This window comes from Sphingobium fontiphilum, from assembly GCF_014196635.1.
Lineage (GTDB): Bacteria > Pseudomonadota > Alphaproteobacteria > Sphingomonadales > Sphingomonadaceae > Sphingobium > Sphingobium fontiphilum.
Window position 1 is genome coordinate 98,520 of record NZ_JACIEB010000006.1, and the last position, 25,007, is coordinate 123,526.

Sequence of the window (25,007 nt, forward strand, 5' to 3'; positions counted from 1 at the left end):
AACCCTGATAGTGATGATGGCGGCGCGTCGCGCCCGTCTATGACCCGTCATTAGCCATGATCCGCGCGTCGGCATAGCCCCTCGATGCGGCCCGGTCGACGCCCGCGCGCGCGGCGGACAGGTCGGCATAGGGGCCAAGCCGCACCCGCCACACGCCATCGCCCTTCACCACATTCCCGCCGACATGACCGGCCAGGTCGCGCGCGCGGTCGGCAGAGGAAAAGGCGGCGACCTGCACAACATAGCCCGCCCGGCCGGGCACATATACAGGATCGTGCGTCGACGCCTCGCCGCCTTGCCAGCCGCCACCCATGCGCCGCCGCAGCGCGTCGAGCGCGCCATGGCTGGCCGGCGCGCGCTCGCTCGCGGGCAGATGGGCGCGCAACCGCGCCCGGTCGCTTTCGGGCGGCTCCACCCGGCGCACCCGCACCGCGCTGCTCCCCCGCCCCATGACGCCCAGCAGCCGCGCCGCCCCCGCCGACAGGTCGATGATCCGATCGCCGGAGAAAGGTCCGCGATCATTGATCCGCACCAAAATCGTCCGCCCCGTATCCAGCGCCGTCACCTCGACATAGCTGGGCAGCGGCAATGTGCGATGAGCCGCCGTAATGCCTTCAGGCAGAAACGGCTCGCCTCTTGCCGTCATGCTGCCGCGCAGTTCATGCCCATACCAGCTCGCCAGCCCCACCGCGTCATAATCATGGTCGTCAGCCGGGGTATAGGTGACGCCGCGCACCCGATAGGGCGGGCCGATCTTGACCGGCAGGTCGGACACGGCGCGCGCCGCAGGCCTGTCCCCGCCGGGCCGCCGCCCGCCGTCCGATCCCCCGCATGACGCCAGCAGCGCGGCCGCCGCCGCCGCGCCGACCAGCCTATTGCCGCACCGCATCGGCCAGCAATCCCACCGACAGCGCATAGAAATTGGAGCAGTTATAATCGAGGATCGCGCGATAATTGCCGGTCAGAAGGTAAGCGGTCTTGCCCGGCCCGTCCGGTTCCAGCAGCGTCGCCATGATGGTGTCGGCGGGCCACATGCCCGACTGCGGCACGATGCCCAGCCGCCGCCATTCCGCCATGGTCAGCCAGCGGCTGTGGCGGTTGAAAACGCGCGGGCAGCGGGCGGGGGTGGTTTTCGCCTTCACCGCGTCGCGGTCCAGCCCGGCGGGAACCGACACGGCGAGGCCCCATGGCTCGCCGCGCCGCCATCCGGCATCGACGAAATAATTGGCGATGGAGGCCAGCGCATCGGCCTGGCTGGTCCAGATGTCGGCTCGCCCGTCGCCATCGCCATCGCGCGCCAGCCGCAGATAGACGGACGGCAGGAATTGCGGATAACCCGTCGCCCCCGCCCAGCTTCCCACCAACCGGCTGCGCGGCACGCCGCTGTCCAGCATCTTGATCGTGGCCAGCAATTCCGGTTCGAACAGCGTCCGCCGCCGCCCTTCCCACGCCAGCGTCGCCAGACTGCGGATCAGGTCGAAATCACCGGTATAGGAACCATAATTGGTTTCATGCCCGAAAATGGCGACCATGATTTCCTTTGGCACGCCCGTCTCCGCCTCGATCCGCGCCAGCCGCGCGCGATTGGCGGCATAGGCGGCCCGGCCCCCGCTGATCCGCGCCGCGTCGACATGCTGGCGGCGATAGGGCTCGAAAGCGGGAATCGGCGAATAGGCGCCGCCGCCGGGCTGATTCTGGTCGAGTTGGATGACGCGGGGATTGGGCGTCAGCGTGGGATAAAGCGCGTCGAGCGTCGAATCGCTGATCCCCATCGCCCGCGCCCTGGGCCGCAGGCTCTCCAGATAGGCGCGGAAGCCCTCATCGACGGGCGCCTGCGCCTGTGAAACCGGCGCGGGCGCGACCGAAAAGGCGGCGGTCAGCAGCAGCCCGGCCAGCAAGATGGATCGCAACGAACGAAATGCCATACGCCCTTTGTGACACAGAGGGCGGGCGCGACAAAAGCCCCTTATCGCACCTGTCCCCCGCCCGACCCGATTTTAGGACTTGGCAGCGCGCGCGCGGGCGTTAGGGAGGGCTGACCAGCGGCGCCGCGATGGAAGGGTGGCAGAGTGGTCGATTGCAGCGGTCTTGAAAACCGCCGATGCGCAAGTATCCGTGGGTTCGAATCCCACCCCTTCCGCCATTACTTCAGCGGCAGCACGTTGGTTCCAACGCCTGATGCCCAAAGCCGCGCAGTAAATGCCGCAGGATCTTTGCTCGGAGGATCATCTAGGTCGTCCCTAATCTCCCACACAAGTCGCGACCAAAGGTCGTCGTGTTTGCCTTGCGACTTTTTCTCATTCGAGAAAGCCACTTCATCACAATAATCATGCAGCGCCTTGATAACGCCAGCCGAACCAATGAGATGTAGGTTGTTTACGGCATTAGCAAATCTGATCTGGGTATCGGGCGGAGGCGTCTTTCCCACGATGCCGCTTACTGCGGCGAAAAACTCCTCATAATAGGATAGTTTCTTTGCCCGCCAGATCGCTTCCCTCTCCTTCTGCTTGGTGACATAGATCGCGCCAGCGGAGGCTACGATTGCGGCGAGCGCAGAAATGAGAGTGGCGAGCATAACGGATCGTATCGCCTGATTGGGCCCTGGAACAGCATATTACGCGCGGATGCGTAGAATGCTCGGCGGCGTCAGACGAGAGAGCACACTATTGGTCCGCCCCCGGCCCCGATCATGCCAAGGGAAGGCAGCGATAGCTCTCATTCCCGGCGCGACGGGCGATGGAGCCGCGTCAGCGCGACCGGCCTATTCCCATTCGATCGTGCCGGGCGGCTTGGACGTGTAGTCGTAGACCACGCGGTTGATGCCCTTCACCTCGTTGATGATGCGGGTGGCGACGCGGCTCAGGAAAGCGGCGTCGAAGGGGTAGATGTCGGCGGTCATGCCGTCGGTGGAGGTCACGGCGCGCAGCGCGCAGACGCTGTCATAGGTGCGATAATCGCCCATTACGCCCACGGTCCGCACCGGCAACAGCACGGCGAAGGCCTGCCAGATCGCGTCATACAGCCCTGCCGACCGGATTTCCTCCAGATAGACCGCGTCGGCCTTGCGCAATATGTCGCAGCGCTCCTTGGTCACTTCGCCGGGGATGCGGATGGCGAGGCCAGGGCCGGGGAAGGGATGGCGACCCACGAAGATTTCGGGCAGGCCCAGTTCCCGGCCCAGCACGCGCACTTCGTCCTTGAACAGCTCGCGCAAGGGTTCGACCAGCTTCATGTTCATGCGTTCGGGCAGGCCGCCGACATTATGGTGCGACTTGATCGTCACGCTGGGGCCGCCGGTGAAGCTGACGCTCTCAATCACGTCGGGATAGAGCGTGCCCTGCGCCAGGAAATCGGCGCCGCCGATCTTCGCGGCTTCTTCCTCGAACAGGGCGATGAATTCGCCGCCGATGAACTTGCGCTTCTTTTCCGGGTCGGTGAGGCCGGCGAGACCGCCGAGGAAACGCTCCTCCGCATTCACATGCACCAGTTTGATGCCATAATGTTCGCGGAACAGGCTGACGACCTGTTCGGCCTCGCCCAGCCGCATCAGGCCATGATCGACGAACACGCACGTCAACTGGTCGCCGATCGCTTCGTGGATGAGGACCGCGGCCACCGCGCTGTCGACGCCGCCCGACAGGCCGCAGATGACCCTGCCCTCGCCCACCTGCTCGCGAATTTCGGCGATCTTCACCTGTCGGAACTCGGCCATCGTCCAGTCGCCGGGGCAACCGCAGACATGGCGCACGAAATTGGCGATCAGCTTGCCGCCATCGGGCGTATGGGCCACCTCCGGGTGGAATTGCGTGCCATAGAATTTGCGGTCTTCGTCAGCGATGACGGCAAAGGGGGCGCCGTCCGACACGGCGACGATCCTGAAGCCCGGCGCGAATTTGGTGACCTTGTCGCCATGGCTCATCCACACCTGATGCCGCTCGCCCACGCCCCACAGCCCGTCGAACAACGCGCAGGGTTCGGTGACGGTCAGGAAAGCGCGGCCAAATTCGCCGCCTTCACCCGTTTCATGGCCGGGGCGGACTTCGCCGCCCAGTTGGTGGCTCATCACCTGCTGGCCGTAGCAGATGCCCAGGATCGGCACGCCTGCATCGAACAGCATCTGGGGGGCGCGCGGGCTGCCCTCTTCCGGCACGCCTGCGGGTGAGCCGGAAAGGATGACGCCCTTGGGCTTCATGCGCTGAAAGGCGGCTTCGGCCTGGGTGAAGGGGGCGATTTCCGAATAGACGCCGGCTTCGCGGACACGGCGGGCGATGAGCTGCGTCACCTGGCTGCCGAAATCCACGATAAGGATGGAATCCTGAAGGGGCAGCGTCATCGAATCGCCTTTGCTGGAGCGGGGAAAAGGGGGTGAAGGGCGGTTAATCGCCCCGGCCCCGAATGTCCAGCAAGGCGGCCCCGCGCCAGCACGGATGCGTCAGGCCGGGCCGAGATAGACCCATTTGACCCCCAAACCGATAAGGCGCGTATCCTTATTGTGGCTGTTCCGTTCTGACAGACGTTGCGCAAAAGGAACATCCAGACGCAGAACCGGGCGTTCTGCCGTTTGTGCAAGCGGAGGAATTTCCGCCACCAAACGCCAGCCGCCGCCGTCGCGCAGATATTCCAGATCAAGTTTTTCGGGGCCCAGCCATGCTTGCACTTCATGCATGCGGTGATTATCGATACTGTTGAGAATGCGCACGGCCAAGCGATATGCCGTGCCTTCAACCATCCGGCAATCCATGGTCAATTCCGCCCGGTCGGTTGTCCAGCGCATGCCGCCCCAGGTCAGCACGTGTTGACGCATATTCCAGCCGGAATGGCGGGTCTGCTCACTGAAATCGGCGAAATAATGATTGGCGACCGGCGGAAGCCGCTCGGCCGGCGCATATTTCCCCAACCGTTGCGACGCATGGACATATATGATCCGGTCGATCCGTGTCATCATGGCCAAGCGGGCGGCGGTTTCAGGCCGCAGACGCTCCTTGTATCGGCCTACGTTGTCGCGCGGGGTCGCGATGGGAATATTCCATCCGAAACGATTACAAAGGCGCTCGACCGATTCATCCATCTGCTCAACGATGCCGACGAAATCCATACGATCAAGATTCGCCAATGCGCACGACAGGATGTTGTTATCTTCAGCCTTACTATCAATCATCTCCTTCAGCGCATCGAAGGAAATCGGCCGGGCGGGCTCTCTCAAAAACTTCAGGTCGGGCACGTCCTGCTGCGCCAGCCACCGACTTTGATAGTTGGAGAGGTAATAGGCGTGATCCGTTTGCATGAAATCATCGAAAGACACCTCGGGCCGCACTGCCCCCAATTTGACGGCATAGTGAAAGGCGCTGACCGCCAGTTTGAGCGGATCGCGCAGGAAGGTGATGATCCGCGTCGGCTTTCCCAGAAAATCGGCCATCGCCAGCGGGATATGGCCGCCGATAAAGGCCAGTTTCGCACTGTCCGGATGAGGGCGCCGCACTTCCGCCCAATATTGCTGCGCCTGCCAGGCCGCCAGCGTATCGGCGAGGCTGATATTATCCTCGATCAGTCGATGAACAGATGTGCCTGCCGTCTTGGGAATGTGAAAGAAGAAAACCGATCCCACTGCGTTGGTCACATCGATATCGCCTTGCTGTTTCAGGGAAGCGCTGCTGATCTTCCTTGGCAGAACAAGACTATGGCGTCCACCGGTCAACGGCCATTGTCGGCGCAATCGAACGGACTAGCGCGCGACCACATCCCGGCTCAGATAGACTTGCGCGACGCGACCGTCCCTGACGGTGCAGGTGAAGCGACGTAGCGCGCCGCTGGCCGCATTCCATGACGCCCTGCTCTCGACTTTGCCGTCGATATTGAAACCGCCGTCAATCGGCTGGGGCTCGTCCATGGACCGGACCTCGGCATAGCCGCCATTGGCCGACGCCTCGTCCCGCGCGGCCAGGGCGCAGGCGTTGGCGGCCTCCTCCAGGGCGTCGCCGGCAGTCGGCGCCGCGCCATCGTCGTGCGGCAGGGCGTCCACGCCGTCCGGACGGTCGTCTGACGGCGGGGGCTGCCCGTCGAGCGCATCGTCATGTGCAGCCCGACGGTCCTTCGACGCTGACGACGCCACAATGGCGACCGCCCCCAGCAGCGCCGCAATGCCGATCGCATCGCCCAGACCGAAATCATCATGCCGATGGTGGTGACGATCATAATGGCGCGGACGCGCCTGCGCGGGGGTGATGCTGCCCGCCAGCATCGCTGCGACCATGATGCCGCCCGTCATCTGTGCCATCTTTCCAGCCATCGTTCATGTCCTGTCCCGTCGCGATAGACCGTTACCTAAACGCGACCGGCTGTCACGATGCTGAACGATACGCTCCGTTTAGGGCGTGGACTCCCCGATCTTCAACCCGGTGAACCGCGCGACAAAGGCATAGCTGTCGGCAAATTCCTCGATCAGCTTGTCGGTGGGCTTGCCCGATCCATGGCCTGCGCGCGTTTCGATACGAATGAGGTGCGGTTTCGACCCGAGATCGGCAGCCTGCAACGCGGCGGCATATTTGAAGCTGTGGCCCGGAACGACACGGTCGTCAGTGTCCGCCGTCGTCACCATGATCGCGGGATAATCGCGGCCCGACGCAATATTATGATAGGGCGAATAAGACAGCAGGCGGTGGAAATCCTCTTCCTTGCCCGGCGATCCATAATCGTCGGTCCAGTAGCGCCCGGCGGTGAACCGGTCGAAGCGCAGCATGTCCATCACCCCTACGCCCGGCAGCGCGGCGGCGAACAGGTCGGGCCGCTGGTTGACCACCGCGCCGACCAGAAGCCCGCCATTGGAACGCCCCTCCACCGCCAGCCCGTCGGCGGTGGTGTAACCATTGGCCTTCAGATATTCGCCCGCAGCGATGAAATCGTCGAACACATTCTGCTTGTTGGCGAGCCGCCCGGCATCATGCCAGGCCTTCCCATATTCGCCGCCGCCGCGCAAATTGGCGATGGCATAGACGCCGCCCTGTTCCAGCCAGGCGAGCCGGGTTGGCGAAAAGCTGGGCGTGACCGAGATGTTGAAGCCGCCATAGCCGTAAAGGATGGTCGGCGCCGCCCGCTTCGCGTCGGCCAGCGCCTTCTTGCGCACCACGAACATGGGGATTTTCGTTCCGTCCTTCGACGGATAGAAAAGCTGTTCGGTCACGAAATCATCGGGGTTGAAGGCCAGCTTGGGCTGCGCGAACAGGCTTGTCTCCCCTGTCGCCGTGTCGAAGCGATAGATGGTCGAGGGCGTCGTGAAGCTTGAAAAATTGAAGAAGGTTTCAGGATCGCCGCTCTTGCCGCCAAAGCCCGCCGCCGATCCGACGCCGGGCAGCGGCACGTCGCCAACTTTGCGGCCATCCAGTTCGACCAGTTCAGCCAGGGTCGCCGCATCGGACATATAGGCCAGGATCAGCCGCTGCCCGACCATCGACCCGCCCGCCAGCGTATCGACCCGTTCCTGCACGACCTGTTTCGGGCGAGCGCGGGGATGCAGGGCGTCCAGCGTGACGACGCGCAGGCGCGGCGCGCCCCTGTCCGTAATGAAATAGAGCGTCGCCCCCTGATTGCCGATCATCCGCCAGTCATTTTTCAGCCCCTTGACCAGGGTTCGCGGCTTGATCGGGCCGCCATCCAGCCGGGCGACGTGCAGTTCATAACGGGCATCGGTGCCCTGCGACGATGTGATGAGCAGCCACTGGCCGTCGTCGCCCACCTCCGCGCTGTGGCCGAGCTTCGGCCGGTCGGGCGTGGCATAGATCAACCGATCTTCGGACTGGGGGGTGCCGAGGCGGTGATAATAGACCTGCTGGTTCTCGTTCAGGCTCTGAAACGCCTGTCCCTCCGCCGGGGCGGCAAAGCGGGAATAGAAAAAGCCCTCGCCCTTCCCGTCCCAGGCCAGTTCGGAAAATTTGACCCACTCGATCCGCTCGTCCAGCAACTTGCCGCTGTCCACATCCAATATATGGAGCGTGCGCCAGTCGGTGCCGCCGTCCTGCACGGCATAAAGCAGATATTTGCCGGTCGGCGCAGGCTTCCATTCGGCCAGCGCCGTCGCGCCATCCTTTGCCCAGCCGTTCGGATCGACCAGCATCTTCTGCTCGCCCGTCAGGCCTTCGCGCATGAACAGCGGGCTCTGGTTTTGCAAACCACTGTTATAGCTGTAAAAATAGCGGCTGCCCGCCTTGCGCGGCAGGCCGTATCGGCCATAATCATATAACGCCTGCATCCGCTTCTTGAGCGCATCGCGGCCCGGCACCGTCGCCAGATAAGCCCGTGTCACCTCATTTTGGGCGCTGACCCAATCATGCACGGCCTGATCGGCGCGCACGTCATTTTCCAGCCAGCGATAGGGGTCGGCAACCTTTACGCCGAATTGGTCCTCCACCACATCGCCGCGCTGCGTCTGTGGATAGCGGATCGCCTGCTGCGCACTGTGCTGCGCGACGGCGGCATCGGGATTGGCCAGCGCGGGCGCGGAGGAAAGCGCCGCCAGCAAGGGCAGCGCCAGATAATGATGGGGGGACATCGGCATCCTCGTCAAAACAGATCAGGCCGCAGCCTAGGGGGCTGCGGCCTGATTGTGAACCTCTGACCTTTGCTGCTCCATCAATTCAGACGGAGCGGAAAAGGGTCAGGCGTTTTCCAGCTCATCCTCATCGGCGCCCATGACCGGGCCAGAATCCTGACCCTTGGCGCTCACGTCGCGATCGACCAGTTCAATGATGGCGATCGGCGCGGCGTCAGAGGCGCGGAAGCCGGCCTTGATAACGCGGGTATAGCCGCCGTCGCGATTCTTGTAGCGTTCCGCCAGCACGTCGAACAGCTTGGCCAACTGCGCGTCGTCCTGAAGGCGCGACTGCGCCAGACGGCGATTCGACAGGCCGCCACGCTTGGCGAGCGTGATCAGCTTTTCGACATAGGGGCGCAGTTCGCGCGCCTTGGCGATCCCGGTGGTGATCTGCTCGTGCTTGATGAGGGCAGCCGCCAGATTGCGGAGCAGGGCGGTGCGATGACCGGCGCTGCGCTGCAGCTTGCGATGACCAACCTTATGACGCATGTCTTCTTCCTTCGTTCGTTAGGGGGCCGTGTGAGGTACCCCGGACCAGGCGACCGTTGGAGGTCGTCGCCCATTCACCTATTGCGTCATCCCAGCGAAGGCTGGGATCTCGTGCGCCAAGGTCGCCCTTGGCGGCCTGAGACCCCAGCTTTCGCTGGGGTGACGGTGTTGGATCAGCCCAGCAGCTCCTGTTCGAGCTTCTTGGCCATTTCCTCGATATTTTCCGGCGGCCAGCCGGGAATGTCCATGCCCAGGCGCAAGCCCATGGACGACAGCACTTCCTTGATTTCGTTCAGCGACTTGCGGCCGAAATTGGGGGTGCGCAACATCTCCGCTTCGGTCTTCTGAACCAGATCGCCGATATAGATGATATTGTCGTTCTTGAGGCAGTTGGCGCTGCGGACCGACAGTTCCAGTTCGTCCACCTTCTTGAGCAGATAGCGGTTGATCTGGTTGGTGTCGCTTTCGCCTTCGCTCGCCGAAGACACCGAACCGACGCCGGCGGCCGGGGCGGCGCTGGGCAGCGCATCTTCGAAGTGGACGAACAGCTGGAGCTGGTCCTGCAGGATGCGCGCGGCATAGGCGACCGCGTCTTCCGGCGTCACTGTGCCGTCGGTTTCGACGGTCAGCGACAGCTTGTCATAGTCCAGTTCCTGGCCGACGCGGGTGTTGTCGACCTTGTAGGCGACCTGACGAACGGGCGAATAGAGCGCATCGACCGGGATCAGACCGATCGGCGCATCGGCCGGACGGTTGGCGACGGCGGGGACATAGCCCTTGCCGACATCGGCGGTCAGTTCCATGTTCAGGCTCGCGCCCTGATCCAGGTGACAGATCACCAGATCGGGGTTCATCACCTGAATGTCGCCGGAAACGGCGATATCGCCCGCCTTCACCACGGCCGGACCGGTGGCGGACAATTGCAGGCGCTTGGGGCCATCGCCTTCCATCTTGAGCGCGACCTGCTTGATGTTGAGGACGATGTCGGTGACGTCCTCACGCACGCCGGCGAGCGACGAGAATTCGTGCAGGACGTTCTCGATCTTGATCGAAGTGACCGCCGCGCCCTGGAGCGAGGAAAGAAGAACCCGGCGCAGCGCGTTGCCGAGCGTCAGGCCAAAGCCGCGCTCCAGCGGTTCGGCGACGAACACCGCCTTGCGCTTGCCGTCACCCGAAGCCTTGATTTCGAGGGCGTTGGGCTTCTTCAATTCCTGCCAGTTCTTCATGTTGACAGTCATGTAATTCCCCTGGGGATGTGGCCGAACCGCTTTTCCTGAACCCAACAGGACGTTCCGGCCGATGCAAATGGGTGAACGGGCGACGCGTCCGCCGCCCGCCTGAAAACGCCAGCCGCTGGTTTAGACGCGGCGACGCTTGGAAGGACGCACGCCGTTGTGCGGGATCGGCGTCACGTCACGGATCGAGGTGATGTGGAAGCCCACGGCCTGCAGAGCGCGCAGCGCCGATTCACGACCCGACCCGGGGCCCTTCACTTCGACTTCCAGAGTGCGGACGCCATGTTCGGCGGCCTTGCGGCCGGCGTCTTCGGCGCACACCTGGGCGGCGTACGGGGTCGACTTGCGGCTGCCCTTGAAGCCCATCATGCCGGCCGAGGACCAGCTGATCGCGTTGCCCTGGGCATCGGTGATGGTGATCATGGTGTTGTTGAAGCTGGCGTTGACGTGCGCCACGCCGGCCGAGATGTTCTTGCGTTCGCGGCGCTTGATGCGCTGGGGTTCGCGTGCCATTTTTTGCTCTTCCTACAGAAACTTGTGATGCTGGAGGCGTCTCGCATGGGGAGAGCTGCCTCCGGCGGAGAAAAAGTACAAATCCGTCCCCCGGACGGATTTTTACTTTTTCTTACCAGCGATCGGCTTCGCCTTGCCCTTGCGGGTGCGCGCATTGGTGTGCGTGCGCTGACCGCGAACCGGCAGGCCCTTGCGATGACGCAGACCGCGATAGCAGGCCAGGTCCATCAGGCGCTTGATGTTCATCGCGGTGTTGCGGCGCAGGTCGCCTTCGACGGTGAGGTCGGCGTCGATCGTTTCGCGGATCTGCAGCACTTCGGCGTCGGACAGGTCCTGAACGCGGCGGCCGTGGTCGATGCCCAGCTTGTCGGCGATGTCGACGGCGGTCTTGCGGCCGATGCCGTGAATGTAGGTGAGCGCGATGATCACGCGCTTGTTGGTCGGGATGTTAACACCCGCAATACGTGCCATGGTAATCTTGTCTCCTGCTCCACGGGGCGGTTGGCGCCGCCCCATCTCAAAGCGTCCGGCCGCGCCAGACAGGCAACGGCGATTCACAACCCCCGGGACGCAAAAAAGACGGTCAGTGCCAGAGCACTGCCGCTTGTCAGCGTATCGGGATGCGCGCGCTTTACCGATTCGTCCCATGGCTGTCAACCAATCCGCCCATCCACGCCTGAAACGGCCTGCCCCGCCCCGCGCGTTTCCCATCCATTTCCGGTTGAGCGACACAGGCCGCTCGGGCAAGGAGGGGGGATGCCATCATATCCGCACTGTCTCGCCCCTTCGCGCCTGCTCGCTTCCGGCCTGGCGCTGACGGCCCTCGTTCCGCTCGGATCATGCACCGGCGAACAGCGCCCCGCTCCGGCTGCGGCGCCCGCACCGCCCCCAAGCCCCGCTCCGGCACCCTCCGCAGCGCCGCCGCCCGGGCCGCCCCCGGCAGCGAATTGGCAGGACCGCGCTCTGACCGTCGGAACATGGACCTACCGTGCTGACGCCTCCGGATCGTCGGCGCATTTTGGCCCCGTCGGCGGCGCTCCCCTTTTGCGCATTCGCTGCGACAAGGCGGGCGGGCGAATCCAGTTCGCACGGAATGGCGTCGCGACCGGCCCGATGATCGTGCGAACCAGCTTCGCGGTCGCCCAATGGCCCACCGCCGCCAGCACCGGCACGACGCCGGAAACGATCGCCACGCGCGCGTCGATGGACGCCACGCTGGACCAGATCGCCTATAGTCGCGGGCGCTTTTCGGTGGAGTTGCCCGGCCTTGCGCCATTGACGGTGCCGCCATGGGCGGAAGTGGGGCGGGTGATCGAGGATTGCCGGAATTAAGGGCTGCGACACGGCCCATGTCGGGACGCAGCATTATGATTCGAAAAAAGATTATTACAAGCCTTGATCGTCGCCCGATGATGGCGGACACATCATGCGTGGCCGGCGCAGGGCACGCCGAAAACCGGTCGCAAAGAGCTTCAACTTAGCGAAAGGAGGTGATCCGATGTCTCATGGTTCAGCAATGGGGTCGGTCAAGTCCATTCGGGAAGCGCGCTGCTGAGCGACGCTGAAACAAGCGTCGATTTCCCCTAATTCCAAAAGTGACAGGCCTCCGATGCGCTGATGCGCAACGGAGCGGTCGCCGGGGCGAAAGAGCGCGATCCACGTTTCCCATGGGCGGCACTTCCGGCCGCTGACCATGCACATGATGGGCCGTCGGGCGCCGACCCGGCGGCCCCTCTCATTGGCATGGTCGATGAAGAAACCCTTGAAAGGCGCTGATCAACGAAGCCCTTGCGCTTCAATCCAGCACGTTGGGCAGGGATTCGAACCCCTTGCGCAGCGCCGCCGACCAGCTTTGCGAGATCATCGCGAACTGTTCATTATCGGCTTCTATGCGGGTGCGGATGCCAAAGGCGCAACTGTCGCGCTCGATGACGGTCAGGTCCAGCGGCATTCCCACTGAAAGGTTCGAACGCAGGGTGGAATCCATCGACACCAGCACCGCCTTCACCGCATCCTCCAGGGAGGTTTCGGGGCGGATGATCCGGTCGAGGATCGGCTTGCCATATTTATGCTCGCCAATCTGGAAGAAGGGCGTGTCGGCCGTCGCCTCGATGAAATTGCCGGCCGAATAGACCAGGTAGAGGCGGGGCTTGCCGCCCTTGCGCTGGCCCGAAATCAGGATCGAGGCGTCGGCGGCGGCGCCCTGCATCTCGATGGTGTTGCGATAGCGATTCTGCATCGCGCACATCGCCTCCCCCACAATCTGGGCGACGCGGTGCATGGTCGGGCAATTGAGGATGGTTTCGATTTCCGGGTCGTGCGCCGAATCCTTGATGGCGCGCGACAGCACTGTCTTCACCCCCTGGGTGATCGACAGGTTGCCCGAACACATCAGCGTGATCGCGCGTTCCCCCGGCACTTCATAGGTGAAGCTCTTCCTGAAACGGGCGATATTATCCATCCCCGCATTGGTGCGAGTATCGGACAGCATGACCAGACCCTGGTCAACGCGGACTGCCACGCAATAGGTCATTACCCCCCGGCTCCCTGATTCACCCGGCCTTATTCAGATTTCCGGCCGATGACGACATATTCTGTTGTTGCTGACGTTGCAGCTGTCGTTCCTCGACCCCGTCCTCCGCCTGCGCGATCCGGACGTCCGCGTCAATCCAGATGTTGCCCGCCAGTGTCACCGAACCACGAACCGGCGCGGCCTGATCGGCGTCGAGACCGGATGCTACGCGCAGATAATGGTCGGTCACGCACACCCGATTGGAGGGGTCGAAGCCGACCCAGCCCAGCCCCGGAACCAGCGCCTCCGCCCAGCCATGCGTTTCGTGCAGAACATCGCCTTCCTGCGCCAGCAGATAGCCCGAAACATAGCGCGCCGGAATGCCCATGACCCGCGCGCCCGCAATGAATATCTGCGCCTGATCCTGGCACACACCCGCGCCCACCGCGAACGCCTCGGCAGCCGTCGTGTTCGCGCCCGTCACGCCCGCGCGATAGGTCACGCTGTCGCTGATCGCCGCCGACAGGGCATGGAGCCGGGCCAGCGCGCCGATGTCCGGATCTATGGCCAGCGCCATCTGCTCGATCGCCGGCGACGCGGCGGTCAATGGGGTCGAACGCAGGAAATAGCGCGGGTCGACGCGCGTCGCCGGCCATCCCAGCACGCCATGTGTCTCGCGTGTTTCGACCAGCCCTTCCGCGACGATCACCGCCTCGTCCTGACGGTCATGGCGAATCCAGATCGCCTCCATCTCGCCATGGGCGTTGCGGGTGAAGTCCGTCACCGGCTGGTCGTTGATGCTCACCCGCCAGTCGATGACCGTCTGCGCCGCGCTGTCCACCGGCATCAGCTTCAGGCGCATCGCCACGCGCCCGGCCGTCGCTTCATAACGATAGACGGTCTGGTGGCGGACCAGCAGTTTCATGCCCCCTGCCCTCCCTATCCGAAATGATAGGCCTGGGCGATTTCCGCACCCAGTCGATTGGACGCGGCAAGCCCGCTCTGCACCGTTTCGTGCAAGCCGATGCGGAAAATCTCGCCGCTGTCGAGCGCGCCCAGTTCAGTGACCATCGCCTCGATCGTGTCATTGCACTCCGCGCGCGCATTGTGCCAGCCGGCCAGCCGGTTCAGGCGAAAGGCGAGCTGGTCGTAACAATAGGCGACGCTGCGCGGGAACAGGCGGTTGAGCATCAGGAAATCGGTGATCTGCCAGGGCGTATAGGTGCCGCCATAGACATGGTGATAGGCGCGGCTGCCTGACAAGGCGTGAAGCACCGACGTCCATTGATAATGGTCGCGGCTGCCGCCAATCACTTCGGTTTCAGGCAGCAGCACATAATATTTGATGTCGAGCAGACGCAGCGTCATCTGCGCCCGCTCCAGCGCGCTGCCCACGCGCAGGAAATCATGGCCCGCATTGCGCAACTGGCCCGAATCGGCCGCCCCGCGAAAGGTCATCACCCGCGTCTTCACCCAGTCGATCAGGCTGGGCAGTTGCTGGCGCGCTTCGGAGAGGTCATAGCTGTCGAGCTTGCGCCAGCCGTCATTCAGCGCCTCCCACATGTCCTGCGTCAACATGGTGCGCGCCGACTTGGCGTTGGCCCGCGCCTTGAGCAAACAGGATCGGATCGAGGACGGATTGTCGAGATCCAGCATCAGGAAGGATACGACATCGCTTTCGGTGACGGTCGTGCCTTCGGGGAAATGGCAATCGGCGCCGGTCGCGCGCACGACCGATCGCCATTCGTCGCGATGGTGCGCGCCCGGCAGGATGGCCATGCGCTGTCCCATGGTCAGCAGGCGCGCGGTCGATTCGGCGCGCTCCATATAACGCGCCAACCAGAACATGTTTTCGGCGGTGCGGCTCAGCATGGGAACACTTTCCGATTATTGCGGCTGTTGCGGACCGGCGGCGTGCGCCTGGATGAAAGGACAGGCAGCACCATCGTCAATCCTGCAGCACCCAGGTATCCTTCACCCCGCCGCCCTGGCTGGAGTTGACGACCAGCGATCCTTCGGTCAGCGCGACGCGCGTCAGCCCGCCGGGCACGAGCCTGATCTGCTTGCCGACCAGGCAATAGGGGCGGAAATCGGCATGACGCCCGACGACGCTGGCGGGCCCGAGCGTCGGCACGGTCGACAGGTCGAGCGTGGGCTGGGCAATGAATTCGGACGGGTTCGCCTTGATCCGCTCGGCATAGGCGGCAACCTCGTCCTTGCTGGACTTGGGGCCGATCAGCATCCCGTATCCGCCCGATCCATGCACTTCCTTGGCCACCAGTTCGTGCAGATGCTCCAGCACATAGGCGAGTTCATCGGGGCGCGAACATTGCCAGGTCTGGATATTGTCGAGGATCGGCTCCTCGCCCAGATAGAACCGGATCATTTCGGGCACATAGATATAGACCGCCTTGTCGTCGGCGATGCCCGACCCCGGCGCCGACGCCAGCGTCACGCCGCCATTGCGATAGACGTTGAAGATGCCCGGAATGCCCAGCAGGCTGTCGGGCTTGAAGACCAGCGGGTCGATATATTCGTCGTCGATCCGGCGATAGATGACATCCACGGCCTTTGGCCCCAGCGTGGTCTTCATCCACACCCGCCCTTCGTCGACGAACAGGTCGGCCGGCTCCACCAGTTCCACGCCCATCAGATCGGCGAGGAAGCTATGCTCATAATAGGCGCTGTTGAGCGAACCGGGCGTCAGCACCACAACCACCGGTTCGCCCTTGCAGGCGGGGGGGGCCACTTCCTGAAGGCTCTTGAGCAGTTCGGCGGGATAGTCGTCCACCGGCGCCACCAGACCATCGCTGAACAGGTCCGGGAACATGCGGGTCATGATCTCGCGATTTTCCAGCATGTAGGAAACGCCCGACGGCGTGCGGCAATTATCCTCCAGCACCTCGAAACGGGCCGGGCCGGTGCGCACGATGTCGATGCCGACAATATGGCTGTAAACCTTGCCCGGCGGGCTGAAGTCAGCCATCTCGGCCAGATAGGCGCTGTTTCTGTAAATGATGTCGGCGGGCATGACGCCGGCCTTCACAATCTCGCCGCGGTGATAGACATCGTGGAGAAAGGCGTTCAAGGCCCGCGCCCGCTGGCGAATGCCCTTGTCCAATATGCGCCATTCGTGCGCAGTAAAAATGCGCGGCAGCAGATCAAAGGGGATCAGCCTTTCCGGATCGCCGCCCTCGCCATAGACGGCAAAGGTGATGCCGATCCGCCGGAAAATGGCTTCTGCTTCATCGAGACGACGGTTCAGGCCCGCGATCCCGGTTCGCTCGACCCAATTCTGCACCTCCGCATAGCAGGCGCGGACGGAACCGTCGGGTTCGAACATTTCATGGAAGGGCAATGTGTGGTTCCTCCCTTCGGCCGGACGGCCGCTTGTGCATTGCAACATTAGTGCAACCGCCCGAAATTATTGCAAGCCCTAAAATTGCAGGGATTTTTGCGTATTGCTCCAACAGGAGAATGGGAAGCCTCCAATCGCGGAGCCAGCAAGGGATCAGGCGGTGAAAGTCGGGCTGTGAAGGCAGGATGAAAACAACCGCACCTCCCCTGTTGACCCATCGCCCGACCCTGCGTATAGCGCGCCCTCACCCGAAGGGGCGGAGTAGCTCAGCTGGTTAGAGCAGCGGAATCATAATCCGCGTGTCGGGGGTTCAAGTCCCTCCTCCGCTACCAACCCGGATTGTCCACCAGTGACCCACTGAGGCCACTGGCAGACATTTTTCGAGGAAAATCAAATATTTTTCGCGTCCCGTTGCGTACGCCGGCGTCCCGGTGCGACCGGCTGCGGCCACCCACGGCGATTTGGATTGGGGGTATTTTGGGGGTATTTTTCGGCTGTCCCCAAAACAGGCGATACCCCCAGATGGCTTTGAAAGAACTTGAGGTCAAATACGCCACCAAGCGGCAGCGCCCCTACAAGCTGTCCGATGGAGAAGGCCTGCACCTGCTCGTCCAGCCGAACGGATCGAAGCTCTGGCGCCTGAAATACCGCTTCGACGGCAAGGAAAAACTGCTGAGCTTCGGCAAATATCCGACCGTCACGCTGGCGATCGCCCGCGAGAAGCGGACCGAAGCCAAGCGGCTGCTCGATCAGGGTGAGGACCCCGCCGAGGCCAGGAAGCGGGCGAAGAAGCAGAGGGCCGCGCTCAAGCTGTTCGAAGAGATTGCGCGGGCCTGGCACGCCAATCGTATTGAAGGGCTGGACTCGGCCCATGCCCTGCGCGTCATCAACCGGATGGAGCGCGACGTCTTTCCGGTCATCGGGAAGCGTCCGATCACGGAAATCGACCCGCCCGAGATTCTCGAGATGATCCGCGCGGTCGAAGCGCGCGGCGCCCTCGATATCGCCCGTCGCCTCAAGCAGAACGTCAGCCAGATCTATCGCTTCGCGATCGCGAGCGGCTGGGCGACCATCGATCCGACGCTCGGCCTCAACGATGCGCTCAAGCCCAAGCCGCCCGTCAGGCACATGGCGCGCGTGCCGCTCGCGGAGTTTCCGAAGCTGGTGCGAGCGATCTTCGCCTATGACGGCGAGGACACGCCGCGCCGCCGCGAGATCACCCGTGACGCGCTGCTGTTCACCTTGCTCACATGGGTCCGAACCAGCGAAACCCGCTTCGCGGCCAGGGACGAGTTCGAGGATCTCTATGGACCGAACCCGCTATGGCGTCTGTCGCCGGAGCGCATGAAGATGGAACGTGAGCATCTTGTTCCGCTGTCCCGCCAGGCCGCAATGATCGTTCAGCGCCGCTTGCAGGCGACGAACGATGCGTTCCTCTTTCCCGGAGCCAAGCCTGGAAAGTCTATTTCCGAGAACACCATGATCTATGCCTGTTATCGGATGGGGTATCTCCATCGGCAGACGGTACATGGGTTTAGGGGGCTCGGCTCGACCTGGGCGAACGAAGCCGAACGCTACAAGCCGGATTGGATCGAGATGGCGCTCGCTCACGAGGACGAGGATGAGGTGCGCGGCGCTTACAACAGTGCGCTCTATCTCACACCGCGAAGGCGGATGCTCCAAGACTGGGCCGACGTGATCGACGCGGCAACCGCAGTGTCGAATGTCGAGAAGAATCCTATCGAGTTCTCACAATTCATGCGCTGTTCCGCTCCCATCCAGCACCTGCCACCAAGCGACCAGAGACAGCCGTATTGGCAACGCCCCCTTCGGGCGGCTTCGCGATGAGCCTCAAAAGTCAGAACCGCCGATTTAGAGGCGCGGTTTTCTGCCATAGTTGTTAGAAATATCAGCTACTTAGATGCATCCGCGAATAGTAGAATGAACTCCAAGAAACCGTATCTCACTACATCTCATCATAGCTGATTCCCCTTGCAACTCGACAAGGGAAACCGCCGGGACCGCCAATTACGCCGATACATCGTCTGGAAGGGCTCGATTGGGGCGAGCAGAACGCGCGCATCCGTCCCGATGGACGCGCTCAGCGTGACTAATTCAATGAAATATATGGGGTTATTTGCGTCGCCACGAAGCGTCAGCGGTGCAGGCTCATCAGTCCTTAATCAATGAGTGGGAGGAATAGTTCGCCAACAAATTGAATTGGACGATGAGCCCCAAGGCGCGGCAAATGGCGCCAAATCAAAAAATGCCGTGGGGAGGACAGTCATGGTCACAGCCTTTAGGACAAATTTGCTTTGTGCCACCGCGCTATCGATCGCGTGTGCGCTTGCAGTGCCGGCACATGCCCAGGACGCTGCATCGCAGGGCGAAAAGCCCGAGGCGCAGGAAGGTGGCCTTGAGACAATCGTCGTCACGGCGCAGAAGCGCGAACAGAATTTGCAGGATGTTCCAGCCGCCGTTTCCGCCATAGGCGGCGAGACGCTGCGCACGCGCGGCATCACGGAGACCTCAGACTTGATGGGCGCGATCCCCAGCCTGCAAGTCACCACTCCCTATGGTCGCACCCAACCGAATTTCTCGCTGCGCGGGATTTCAGTGGCGAACGAATTTTCCGCCTCCACTGCGTCGCCGGTTGGCGTCTATGTCGATGAAGTCTATCAGAGCTTCCGGGCGAGCCATGGCCTGCAACTCTATGACATCGACCGGGTCGAGGTACTGCGCGGACCGCAAGGAACACTCTACGGTCGCAACACCACGGGTGGCGCGATCAGCTTCTTCACGCGCAAGCCGGATCTGGGAGAGGCCAATGGCTATCTGACCGCCGGCTATGCCAATTACGACACTTTCACGGTGCAGGGCGCCGCTGAAGCGACGCTGGTTCCCGACATCTTGGGCGTCCGCGTCGCCGGTACTTTTGCAAAAGGGGATGGTTGGCAGCGCAATGTACTGCCTGGGAATGAGCGCGACCTAGGGACCACCGATACGATCGGCGGTCGCATCTCGATCCGCTTCCGGCCCGATCCCGATCTCGACATCAATTTGAAGCTCTATGCCGCGAAGGACGATCCATGGGGCACCGCGCCCTATGCAGGTGGTCAACTCGCGGGCGGGCAGGATGCGCTCGGCTATTCGCGTTACGATCCGCAACCTTTCCTAGGCGGGCGGTTGCTGCGTGACAATGAGGTCGCAGTTGATCGGGTAGGTAAGAACATCAGCAAGTCGAAAGGGATAGCCCTCAACATCAAATGGGATGTCAGCGACCAATTCTCCGTCACCTCGATTACCGGCTACGACACCGGCGACTATATCAACAATCCTGATGATTGCGATGGCGGCCCAGCCGATCTCTGCTCGATCGGCCTCACGTCGACGAGCAAGAATTTCAACCAGGACCTGCGTTTCAGCTATTCGAACGACCGCCTCGATATCATTGCCGGCCTTTATTATGGCAGGGACAAGGTCAAGACGGTCAACTACCCGGACTTTTTCGGGGCGCTGAGGCCGCTGCTGCTTGGCGCCGGTCTTCCGGGCAGCTACAATAACGCCGCAATCGGAACGCCCGACGCGATCCGCTATATCCCAGCCTTTGCCGCCAATCCGGCGTTGGGGCCTGGCGATGCCGGATTCTGCGACGCGATCGAGATCAATCCCAACGGCTTCCTTGATGCACGCTCGCTGATTGCACTCCAGACCGACATCGCGATCAATAATACGGGCAATGGCGGCATGGGGGGTAGCTTTTCGGCGGGCTGCGCCGGGGCAGGCGCGCCTCCGTTCACCCCGATCCTCGGCGAACAGCGTTTTGACGTGTCGCGCCCCTCGAAGGCGATCTACGGCGACGTAACCTGGAAAGCGACCGAGCGGCTGACCGTGGCGGTGGGTGCACGCTACACCCAGGATAAGGTCAATTACCTTAACGGCAGCACTTTCCTCTATGCGCTCGACGGTACGACGCCGGTTGTCAACCTGATCCCCTACAGCAATCCATACAACCCCAATCTCGCGCCGCTTGAGCAGCGCGAAAAGGCAAACAGGCTAACCGGCCGTATCAATGTCAGCTATGAGTTCGCCGATGATATCATGGGCTATCTCCAGTACAGTCGCGGTTACCGCAGCGGCAGCTTCAACGGGCTTGCCTATCAGGGCGTCAATCAAGTCTATTATATCCAGCCTGAAAAGGTGAATGCATATGAGGCGGGGCTCAAAACCCGGCTGTTCGATCGCCGCGTCCAACTTAACCTCGCGGGCTTCTACTACGAGTATTCGAATCACCAAGTAACGCAGGTGGTCGCCGCTACAACCTTCACGCGCAGCGCCAATGGTCGCCTGTTCGGTGGCGAGGCCGAACTCGCCTGGCAGGTGGCCGATACGTTGCGTTTCGATGCTTCGCTGGGCTATCTCAACAGCAAGTACAAAGGCAATGTGATCGATCCGGCAAACCCGGCCAGCCCGACATTGAACGTCAACGGCAATCCCTTCCCGAACGCGCCGGAGGTTACGTTCCAGGCCGGATTCGACTGGGATATGATCGATGACGGCACCAACAAGCTGACCTTGCGCGGTGATGCGTCCTACATGGGCAAGTACTATTTTGATCCGTTCAAGAATTATGGGCAGACACCGTGCGATACACCCCCAGCGGGATCGAACATAACGCTCGCGGGTAAGGCGATTACATGCGCAAATCCGGGCTACTGGCTCGCCAATGCGCGATTAACCTATGCGCACGACAATATGTCGGTTAGCTTGTGGGCGAAGAATCTGTTCGACAAATATTACTACACCTACGGCCTCAACATGGACGTGTTCGGCTACGATTATCTGAACCGCGGCATGCCGCGCACTTATGGCGTCGAAGCGACAGTCAAGTTCTGATCGCTGCTGCGACGGGGGCGGCGGGCATCCTCTCCCGCCCGCTGCCCCCGATTTTTTCGACCTGACTTTCAGACCGAGGAGCATCCATAATGCGTTCCACCGGCAACGGTCCCTCATTCATCGGCACGGCGTACAGAATCGAGCGCGCTGTGATCACTGAGATCGGCGCAGCTGAAAGCACCGCCCAGGCGAGCAGCGCCGAGCGGCCAGCGCGCCTCCGGACGATTTAACGTGGATGCGTCTCGGAACAGAACTGAGCTGGAACGAATTTTCGCGACCCAACGCGAAGGGACGCGTGAGCAGGTTTCGCGCAGCTACGAAGAACGCATGGACCTGCTCGGGCGCCTTGGCCGGATATTTGAGCAGCACAGAGACGAATTGGTCGATGCCGTTGCCGCCGATTTCGGCATTCGATCCCGCTACGAGACTATCCTGCTCGACCTGATGCTTGGCATATCGGAAATTAAATTTGCGCGCCGCAATCTGAAGACGTGGCTGAGGCCGCGGCGGGTGAAGACTGACATCTTCGGCCTTCCCGGTTCATCGCGCCTGGTCCCCCAGCCCCTAGGTGTGGTGGGCGTTCTCGGCACGTGGAACTATCCGCTCGGCACCATATTCGTTGGCGCGGCCGGTGCATTGGCGGCCGGCAACCGCGTGATCGCAAAGCCGAGCGAAGTTTCCGCCAACGCCGCCGAAGCCAGCGAGCGGCTTGTGCGCCGGTATTTCGCCGAAGAGGAATTCGCGATTGTCCAGGGCGGGCCCGACATGGCACAGGCGATGACGGCCCTACCTTTCGACCATATTCTCTTCACCGGTTCACCCGCGGTTGGCCGCAAAGTCTATGAAGCGGCGGCTGCCAACCTTACACCTGTTACTCTGGAACTTGGCGGCAAATGCCCTGCCATCGTGGGCAAGGGTGCATCGCTTGCACAAGTCTGTGAAAGCTTAGTGTTCGGCAAGCTGCTCAACGCCGGCCAGACCTGCATCGCCGCTGACTATGCCTTCGTCCATGTCGATCAGATGGAAAGCTTCGTCGCCGCACTCCGCGCTCAGGTTGCCAAATGCTACCCCAACGCGGCAAGCAACCCCGATTTCACCAGTATCATCAATGACCGACAGTTCGCGCGGCTCCAAGGTTTGCTCGATGATGCCGAAGCCAAGGGCGCGACGGTGCTCAACCTCTCGGACAACGGCGATGGAACGCTTCCTGAACGGCATCGGATCGTGCCGTTGGCGGTTCTCGACGTTACCGATGACATGGCGATGATGCAGGAGGAGATTTTCGGACCGATCCTGCCGATCATGCCATATCGCTCCGAAGACGAGCTCATTCGCTACGTAAACCGGCATGAGCGCCCGCTGGCGCTCTATTATTTTGGCGACGAAAGTGAGGAACGGCGCAAGATCATTTCCGAAACGCACGCTGGCGGCGTGACTCTCAACGGCACGGTCATGCACGTCTTCCAGCGCCGGCTGCCTTTCGGTGGCATCGGACAGAGCGGCATCGGTGCCTATACCGGCGTCGCCAGTTTCGAGCGCTTCACTCATTACAAGCCGGTGTTCTCTCAGCCGAAACTCAGCCTGCTTGGTCAACTTCTGCCACCCTATTCGAGCAAGACCGAAGGACTACTCAACATCTTCGAAAAGATCCTCTGACGTGGCTGCGGCGGTTGATGCTGGCATGTTGCATGACGCCGGGTCGCCAGCATGGGTCGAATGACAAGGGAAGCAAATGGCTGACTATGTAATTATTGGAGGTGGGTCGTCGGGCGGCGTTATCGCCAGCCGGTTGTCCGAGGACCCCGATGTCACCGTTTGCCTGCTCGAGGCAGGCGGCCCAGGCACCTCGCCGCTTGTGTCCACGCCCGGCGCTTTTGCGGCGCTGATCCAAGACTATCGGATCAATACGCTCAACTGGCGGTTCAACACCGACCCTTCAAAGGCGCTCAACGACCGCCGCCTCTACAATCCGCGCGGGAAGATGCTGGGTGGATCGAGCGGTATGAACGGGATGGTCTATATCCGCGGCGACCGGTCGGATTTCGACCACTGGGCCGAACTCGGCAACGACGGCTGGGGTTACAACGATGTCCTGCCCTATTTCCGCAAGGCTGAGAATAATGAGCGCGGTGAGGATGAGTTTCACGGCTCGTCGGGACCGCTTCACGTATCCAACGGCAAGCGCGAATTCGATGTCTATGATGCTTTCATCGAGGCGGCGACTGGACTGGACCATCAAGCCAATCCGGACTTCAATGGTGCCAGCCAGGAAGGTGTCGGCATCTATCAGTTTACCGTGAAGGACGGGAAGCGCGCCAGCGTGAAGGCGTGTTACCTTGATCCGGTGATGGGCAGGCGCGGCAACCTCCGCGTCGAAGTACATGCCCGCGTCCATCGTATCAGGTTTGAGGGCAACCGCGCGGTGGCAGTCGAGTATTCCCAGGACGGGCAGTTGAAGACGATCCCGTGCGAAAAGGAAGTCATTGTCAGCGGCGGCGCCTATAATTCGCCCCAACTGTTGATGCTTTCCGGTATCGGACCGCGTGATGAGTTGGAGAAGCATGGAATCGAAGTGATTCATGATATTCCCGGTGTCGGCCAGAATCTTCACGACCATCCTGACCTGATGCTGAGCTACCAGTCGAAGAAGCGGCTCGGGATCGCACTCAATGTCGTTGGCGCGCTCAAGACCGTGCGAGACCTATTCCAGTATCTCACGCAAAGGAAAAGCTGGCTGGCATCGCCGCCCACGGCTGCAGGCGGTTTCTTGCGATCCGCGCCGGGGCAGAACCGGGCGGACTGCCAGGTCCATGTCGTGCCGCTCGCCTATCGCGACCATGCGCGCGACTACAAGCTGATGACGAAATGGGGCTATACGATCATTCTCAATATTGGGCGCCCAAAGAGCCGCGGCTGGGTTGCCTTACATGACTCAAACCCCGAATCCGATCCCAAGATAGACCTCAATCTCTTGAGTCATCCCGACGACCTCAAGACGTTGCGCAATGCCTTCCGTGTCGTGCAGGAGATCCTGCATTCGGATCGCATGAAGGCGATGATGAAACGGCCTCTCTATCCTGACCGCTACCTTGAAACTGATGAAGAGATCGACGCCTATATCCGGGCAGAAGCCAATCATGCTTATCATCCGGTGGGAACATGCAAGATGGGCACCGACGAGATGGCGGTGGTCGACAACCGCCTGCGCGTTCACGGCCTCGCAAATATCCGCGTGGCCGATGCCTCGATCATGCCATCAGTCGTCAACGGCAACACCAATGCAACCTGCATCATGATCGGCGAGAAAGCCGCCGACATGATCCGGCACGATAATATGAGCAGCAAGAATAGCATCGCAGAATATTGAATTGGACGATTGGATCAATGCTGCAGACACAGATGCTTACGAAAAGAAGTCCG

General features: G+C 61.9%; 20 protein-coding genes and 2 tRNA genes. 7 read left to right on the forward strand and 15 right to left on the reverse strand.

Annotated features, from left to right (window positions below):
• Positions 1-37 precede the first annotated feature (37 nt).
• Together GGR44_RS12845 and GGR44_RS12850 are read right to left on the reverse strand one after the other, a co-directional pair.
• Positions 38-889, reverse strand: coding sequence for a septal ring lytic transglycosylase RlpA family protein (locus tag GGR44_RS12845; RefSeq protein WP_183955992.1), 852 nt, complete (start codon positions 887-889; stop codon positions 38-40).
• A complete protein-coding gene (locus tag GGR44_RS12850; RefSeq protein ID WP_183955993.1) occupies positions 873-1,925 on the reverse strand; it encodes a lytic murein transglycosylase in 1,053 nt (350 codons plus the stop codon). The genes GGR44_RS12845 and GGR44_RS12850 overlap by 17 nt, the downstream gene beginning before the upstream one ends.
• Before the next feature lie 130 nt (positions 1,926-2,055).
• Here GGR44_RS12850 and GGR44_RS12855 point away from each other — a divergent pair.
• Positions 2,056-2,143, forward strand: a tRNA-Ser gene (locus tag GGR44_RS12855).
• On the opposite strand, the gene GGR44_RS12860 is transcribed toward GGR44_RS12855, so the two are convergent.
• From GGR44_RS12860 to rpsM, 9 genes are all read right to left on the reverse strand, one after another.
• Positions 2,144-2,575 carry a hypothetical protein gene (locus GGR44_RS12860; protein WP_183955994.1) on the reverse strand — a complete coding sequence of 144 codons (432 nt, stop codon included), beginning with the start codon at positions 2,573-2,575 and terminating at the stop codon, positions 2,144-2,146.
• 186 nt (positions 2,576-2,761) lie between these two features.
• Positions 2,762-4,333 carry a glutamine-hydrolyzing GMP synthase gene (gene guaA, locus GGR44_RS12865; protein WP_183955995.1) on the reverse strand — a complete coding sequence of 524 codons (1,572 nt, stop codon included), beginning with the start codon at positions 4,331-4,333 and terminating at the stop codon, positions 2,762-2,764.
• 99 nt (positions 4,334-4,432) lie between these two features.
• A complete protein-coding gene (locus tag GGR44_RS12870; protein WP_183955996.1) occupies positions 4,433-5,695 on the reverse strand; it encodes a sulfotransferase domain-containing protein in 1,263 nt (420 codons plus the stop codon).
• Positions 5,696-5,722: 27 nt separating this feature from the next.
• A complete protein-coding gene (locus GGR44_RS12875; RefSeq protein ID WP_246344641.1) occupies positions 5,723-6,274 on the reverse strand; it encodes a hypothetical protein in 552 nt (183 codons plus the stop codon).
• Positions 6,275-6,364: 90 nt separating this feature from the next.
• Complete coding sequence (locus GGR44_RS12880) at positions 6,365-8,542, reverse strand: prolyl oligopeptidase family serine peptidase (protein ID WP_425511323.1); 2,178 nt, start codon at positions 8,540-8,542, stop codon at positions 6,365-6,367.
• A 105-nt stretch (positions 8,543-8,647) separates the two neighbouring features.
• Positions 8,648-9,073, reverse strand: coding sequence for a 50S ribosomal protein L17 (gene rplQ / locus GGR44_RS12885; protein WP_183955998.1), 426 nt, complete (start codon positions 9,071-9,073; stop codon positions 8,648-8,650).
• 173 nt (positions 9,074-9,246) lie between these two features.
• A complete protein-coding gene (locus GGR44_RS12890; RefSeq protein ID WP_183955999.1) occupies positions 9,247-10,311 on the reverse strand; it encodes a DNA-directed RNA polymerase subunit alpha in 1,065 nt (354 codons plus the stop codon).
• Positions 10,312-10,431: 120 nt separating this feature from the next.
• Positions 10,432-10,821, reverse strand: coding sequence for a 30S ribosomal protein S11 (rpsK, locus tag GGR44_RS12895; protein ID WP_092952865.1), 390 nt, complete (start codon positions 10,819-10,821; stop codon positions 10,432-10,434).
• Positions 10,822-10,923: 102 nt separating this feature from the next.
• The gene (gene rpsM / locus GGR44_RS12900; RefSeq protein ID WP_183956000.1) at positions 10,924-11,292 is read right to left on the reverse strand and encodes a 30S ribosomal protein S13; all 369 of its coding nucleotides are present in this window, start codon (positions 11,290-11,292) and stop codon (positions 10,924-10,926) included.
• A 642-nt stretch (positions 11,293-11,934) separates the two neighbouring features.
• Between rpsM and GGR44_RS16975 the strand changes: the two genes are divergently transcribed.
• Complete coding sequence (locus tag GGR44_RS16975; protein WP_246344643.1) at positions 11,935-12,153, forward strand: hypothetical protein; 219 nt, start codon at positions 11,935-11,937, stop codon at positions 12,151-12,153.
• Between the two features lie 463 nt (positions 12,154-12,616).
• Here GGR44_RS16975 and GGR44_RS12910 read toward each other — a convergent pair whose 3' ends face one another.
• From GGR44_RS12910 to GGR44_RS12925, 4 genes are all read right to left on the reverse strand, one after another.
• Positions 12,617-13,354 (reverse strand): proteasome-type protease, encoded by a 738-nt coding sequence (locus GGR44_RS12910; protein WP_183956001.1) that lies wholly within the window; start codon positions 13,352-13,354, stop codon positions 12,617-12,619.
• A 19-nt stretch (positions 13,355-13,373) separates the two neighbouring features.
• Positions 13,374-14,258, reverse strand: coding sequence for a transglutaminase family protein (locus GGR44_RS12915; protein WP_183956002.1), 885 nt, complete (start codon positions 14,256-14,258; stop codon positions 13,374-13,376).
• Between the two features lie 14 nt (positions 14,259-14,272).
• Complete coding sequence (locus GGR44_RS12920) at positions 14,273-15,205, reverse strand: alpha-E domain-containing protein (protein ID WP_183956003.1); 933 nt, start codon at positions 15,203-15,205, stop codon at positions 14,273-14,275.
• Between the two features lie 76 nt (positions 15,206-15,281).
• Positions 15,282-16,691: a circularly permuted type 2 ATP-grasp protein gene (locus GGR44_RS12925; protein ID WP_183956004.1), complete on the reverse strand. Its 1,410-nt coding sequence runs from the start codon at positions 16,689-16,691 to the stop codon at positions 15,282-15,284.
• Positions 16,692-16,946: 255 nt separating this feature from the next.
• Between GGR44_RS12925 and GGR44_RS12930 the strand changes: the two genes are divergently transcribed.
• The 5 genes from GGR44_RS12930 to GGR44_RS12950 all read left to right on the forward strand — a co-directional run bounded on the left by GGR44_RS12930 (position 16,947) and on the right by GGR44_RS12950 (position 24,954).
• A tRNA-Met gene (locus GGR44_RS12930) sits at positions 16,947-17,023 on the forward strand.
• Positions 17,024-17,213: 190 nt separating this feature from the next.
• A complete protein-coding gene (locus GGR44_RS12935) occupies positions 17,214-18,539 on the forward strand; it encodes a tyrosine-type recombinase/integrase (protein WP_081095415.1) in 1,326 nt (441 codons plus the stop codon).
• Between the two features lie 438 nt (positions 18,540-18,977).
• Positions 18,978-21,587, forward strand: coding sequence for a TonB-dependent receptor (locus tag GGR44_RS12940; protein WP_246344644.1), 2,610 nt, complete (start codon positions 18,978-18,980; stop codon positions 21,585-21,587).
• A gap of 231 nt (positions 21,588-21,818) precedes the next feature.
• On the forward strand, positions 21,819-23,243 hold the full coding sequence (locus tag GGR44_RS12945) for an aldehyde dehydrogenase family protein (protein ID WP_157228455.1): 1,425 nt from the start codon (positions 21,819-21,821) through the stop codon (positions 23,241-23,243).
• Between the two features lie 76 nt (positions 23,244-23,319).
• Positions 23,320-24,954, forward strand: a complete 1,635-nt coding sequence (locus tag GGR44_RS12950; RefSeq protein WP_026108916.1) for a GMC family oxidoreductase — start codon at positions 23,320-23,322, stop codon at positions 24,952-24,954.
• The last annotated feature ends 53 nt before the right edge of the window (positions 24,955-25,007 follow it).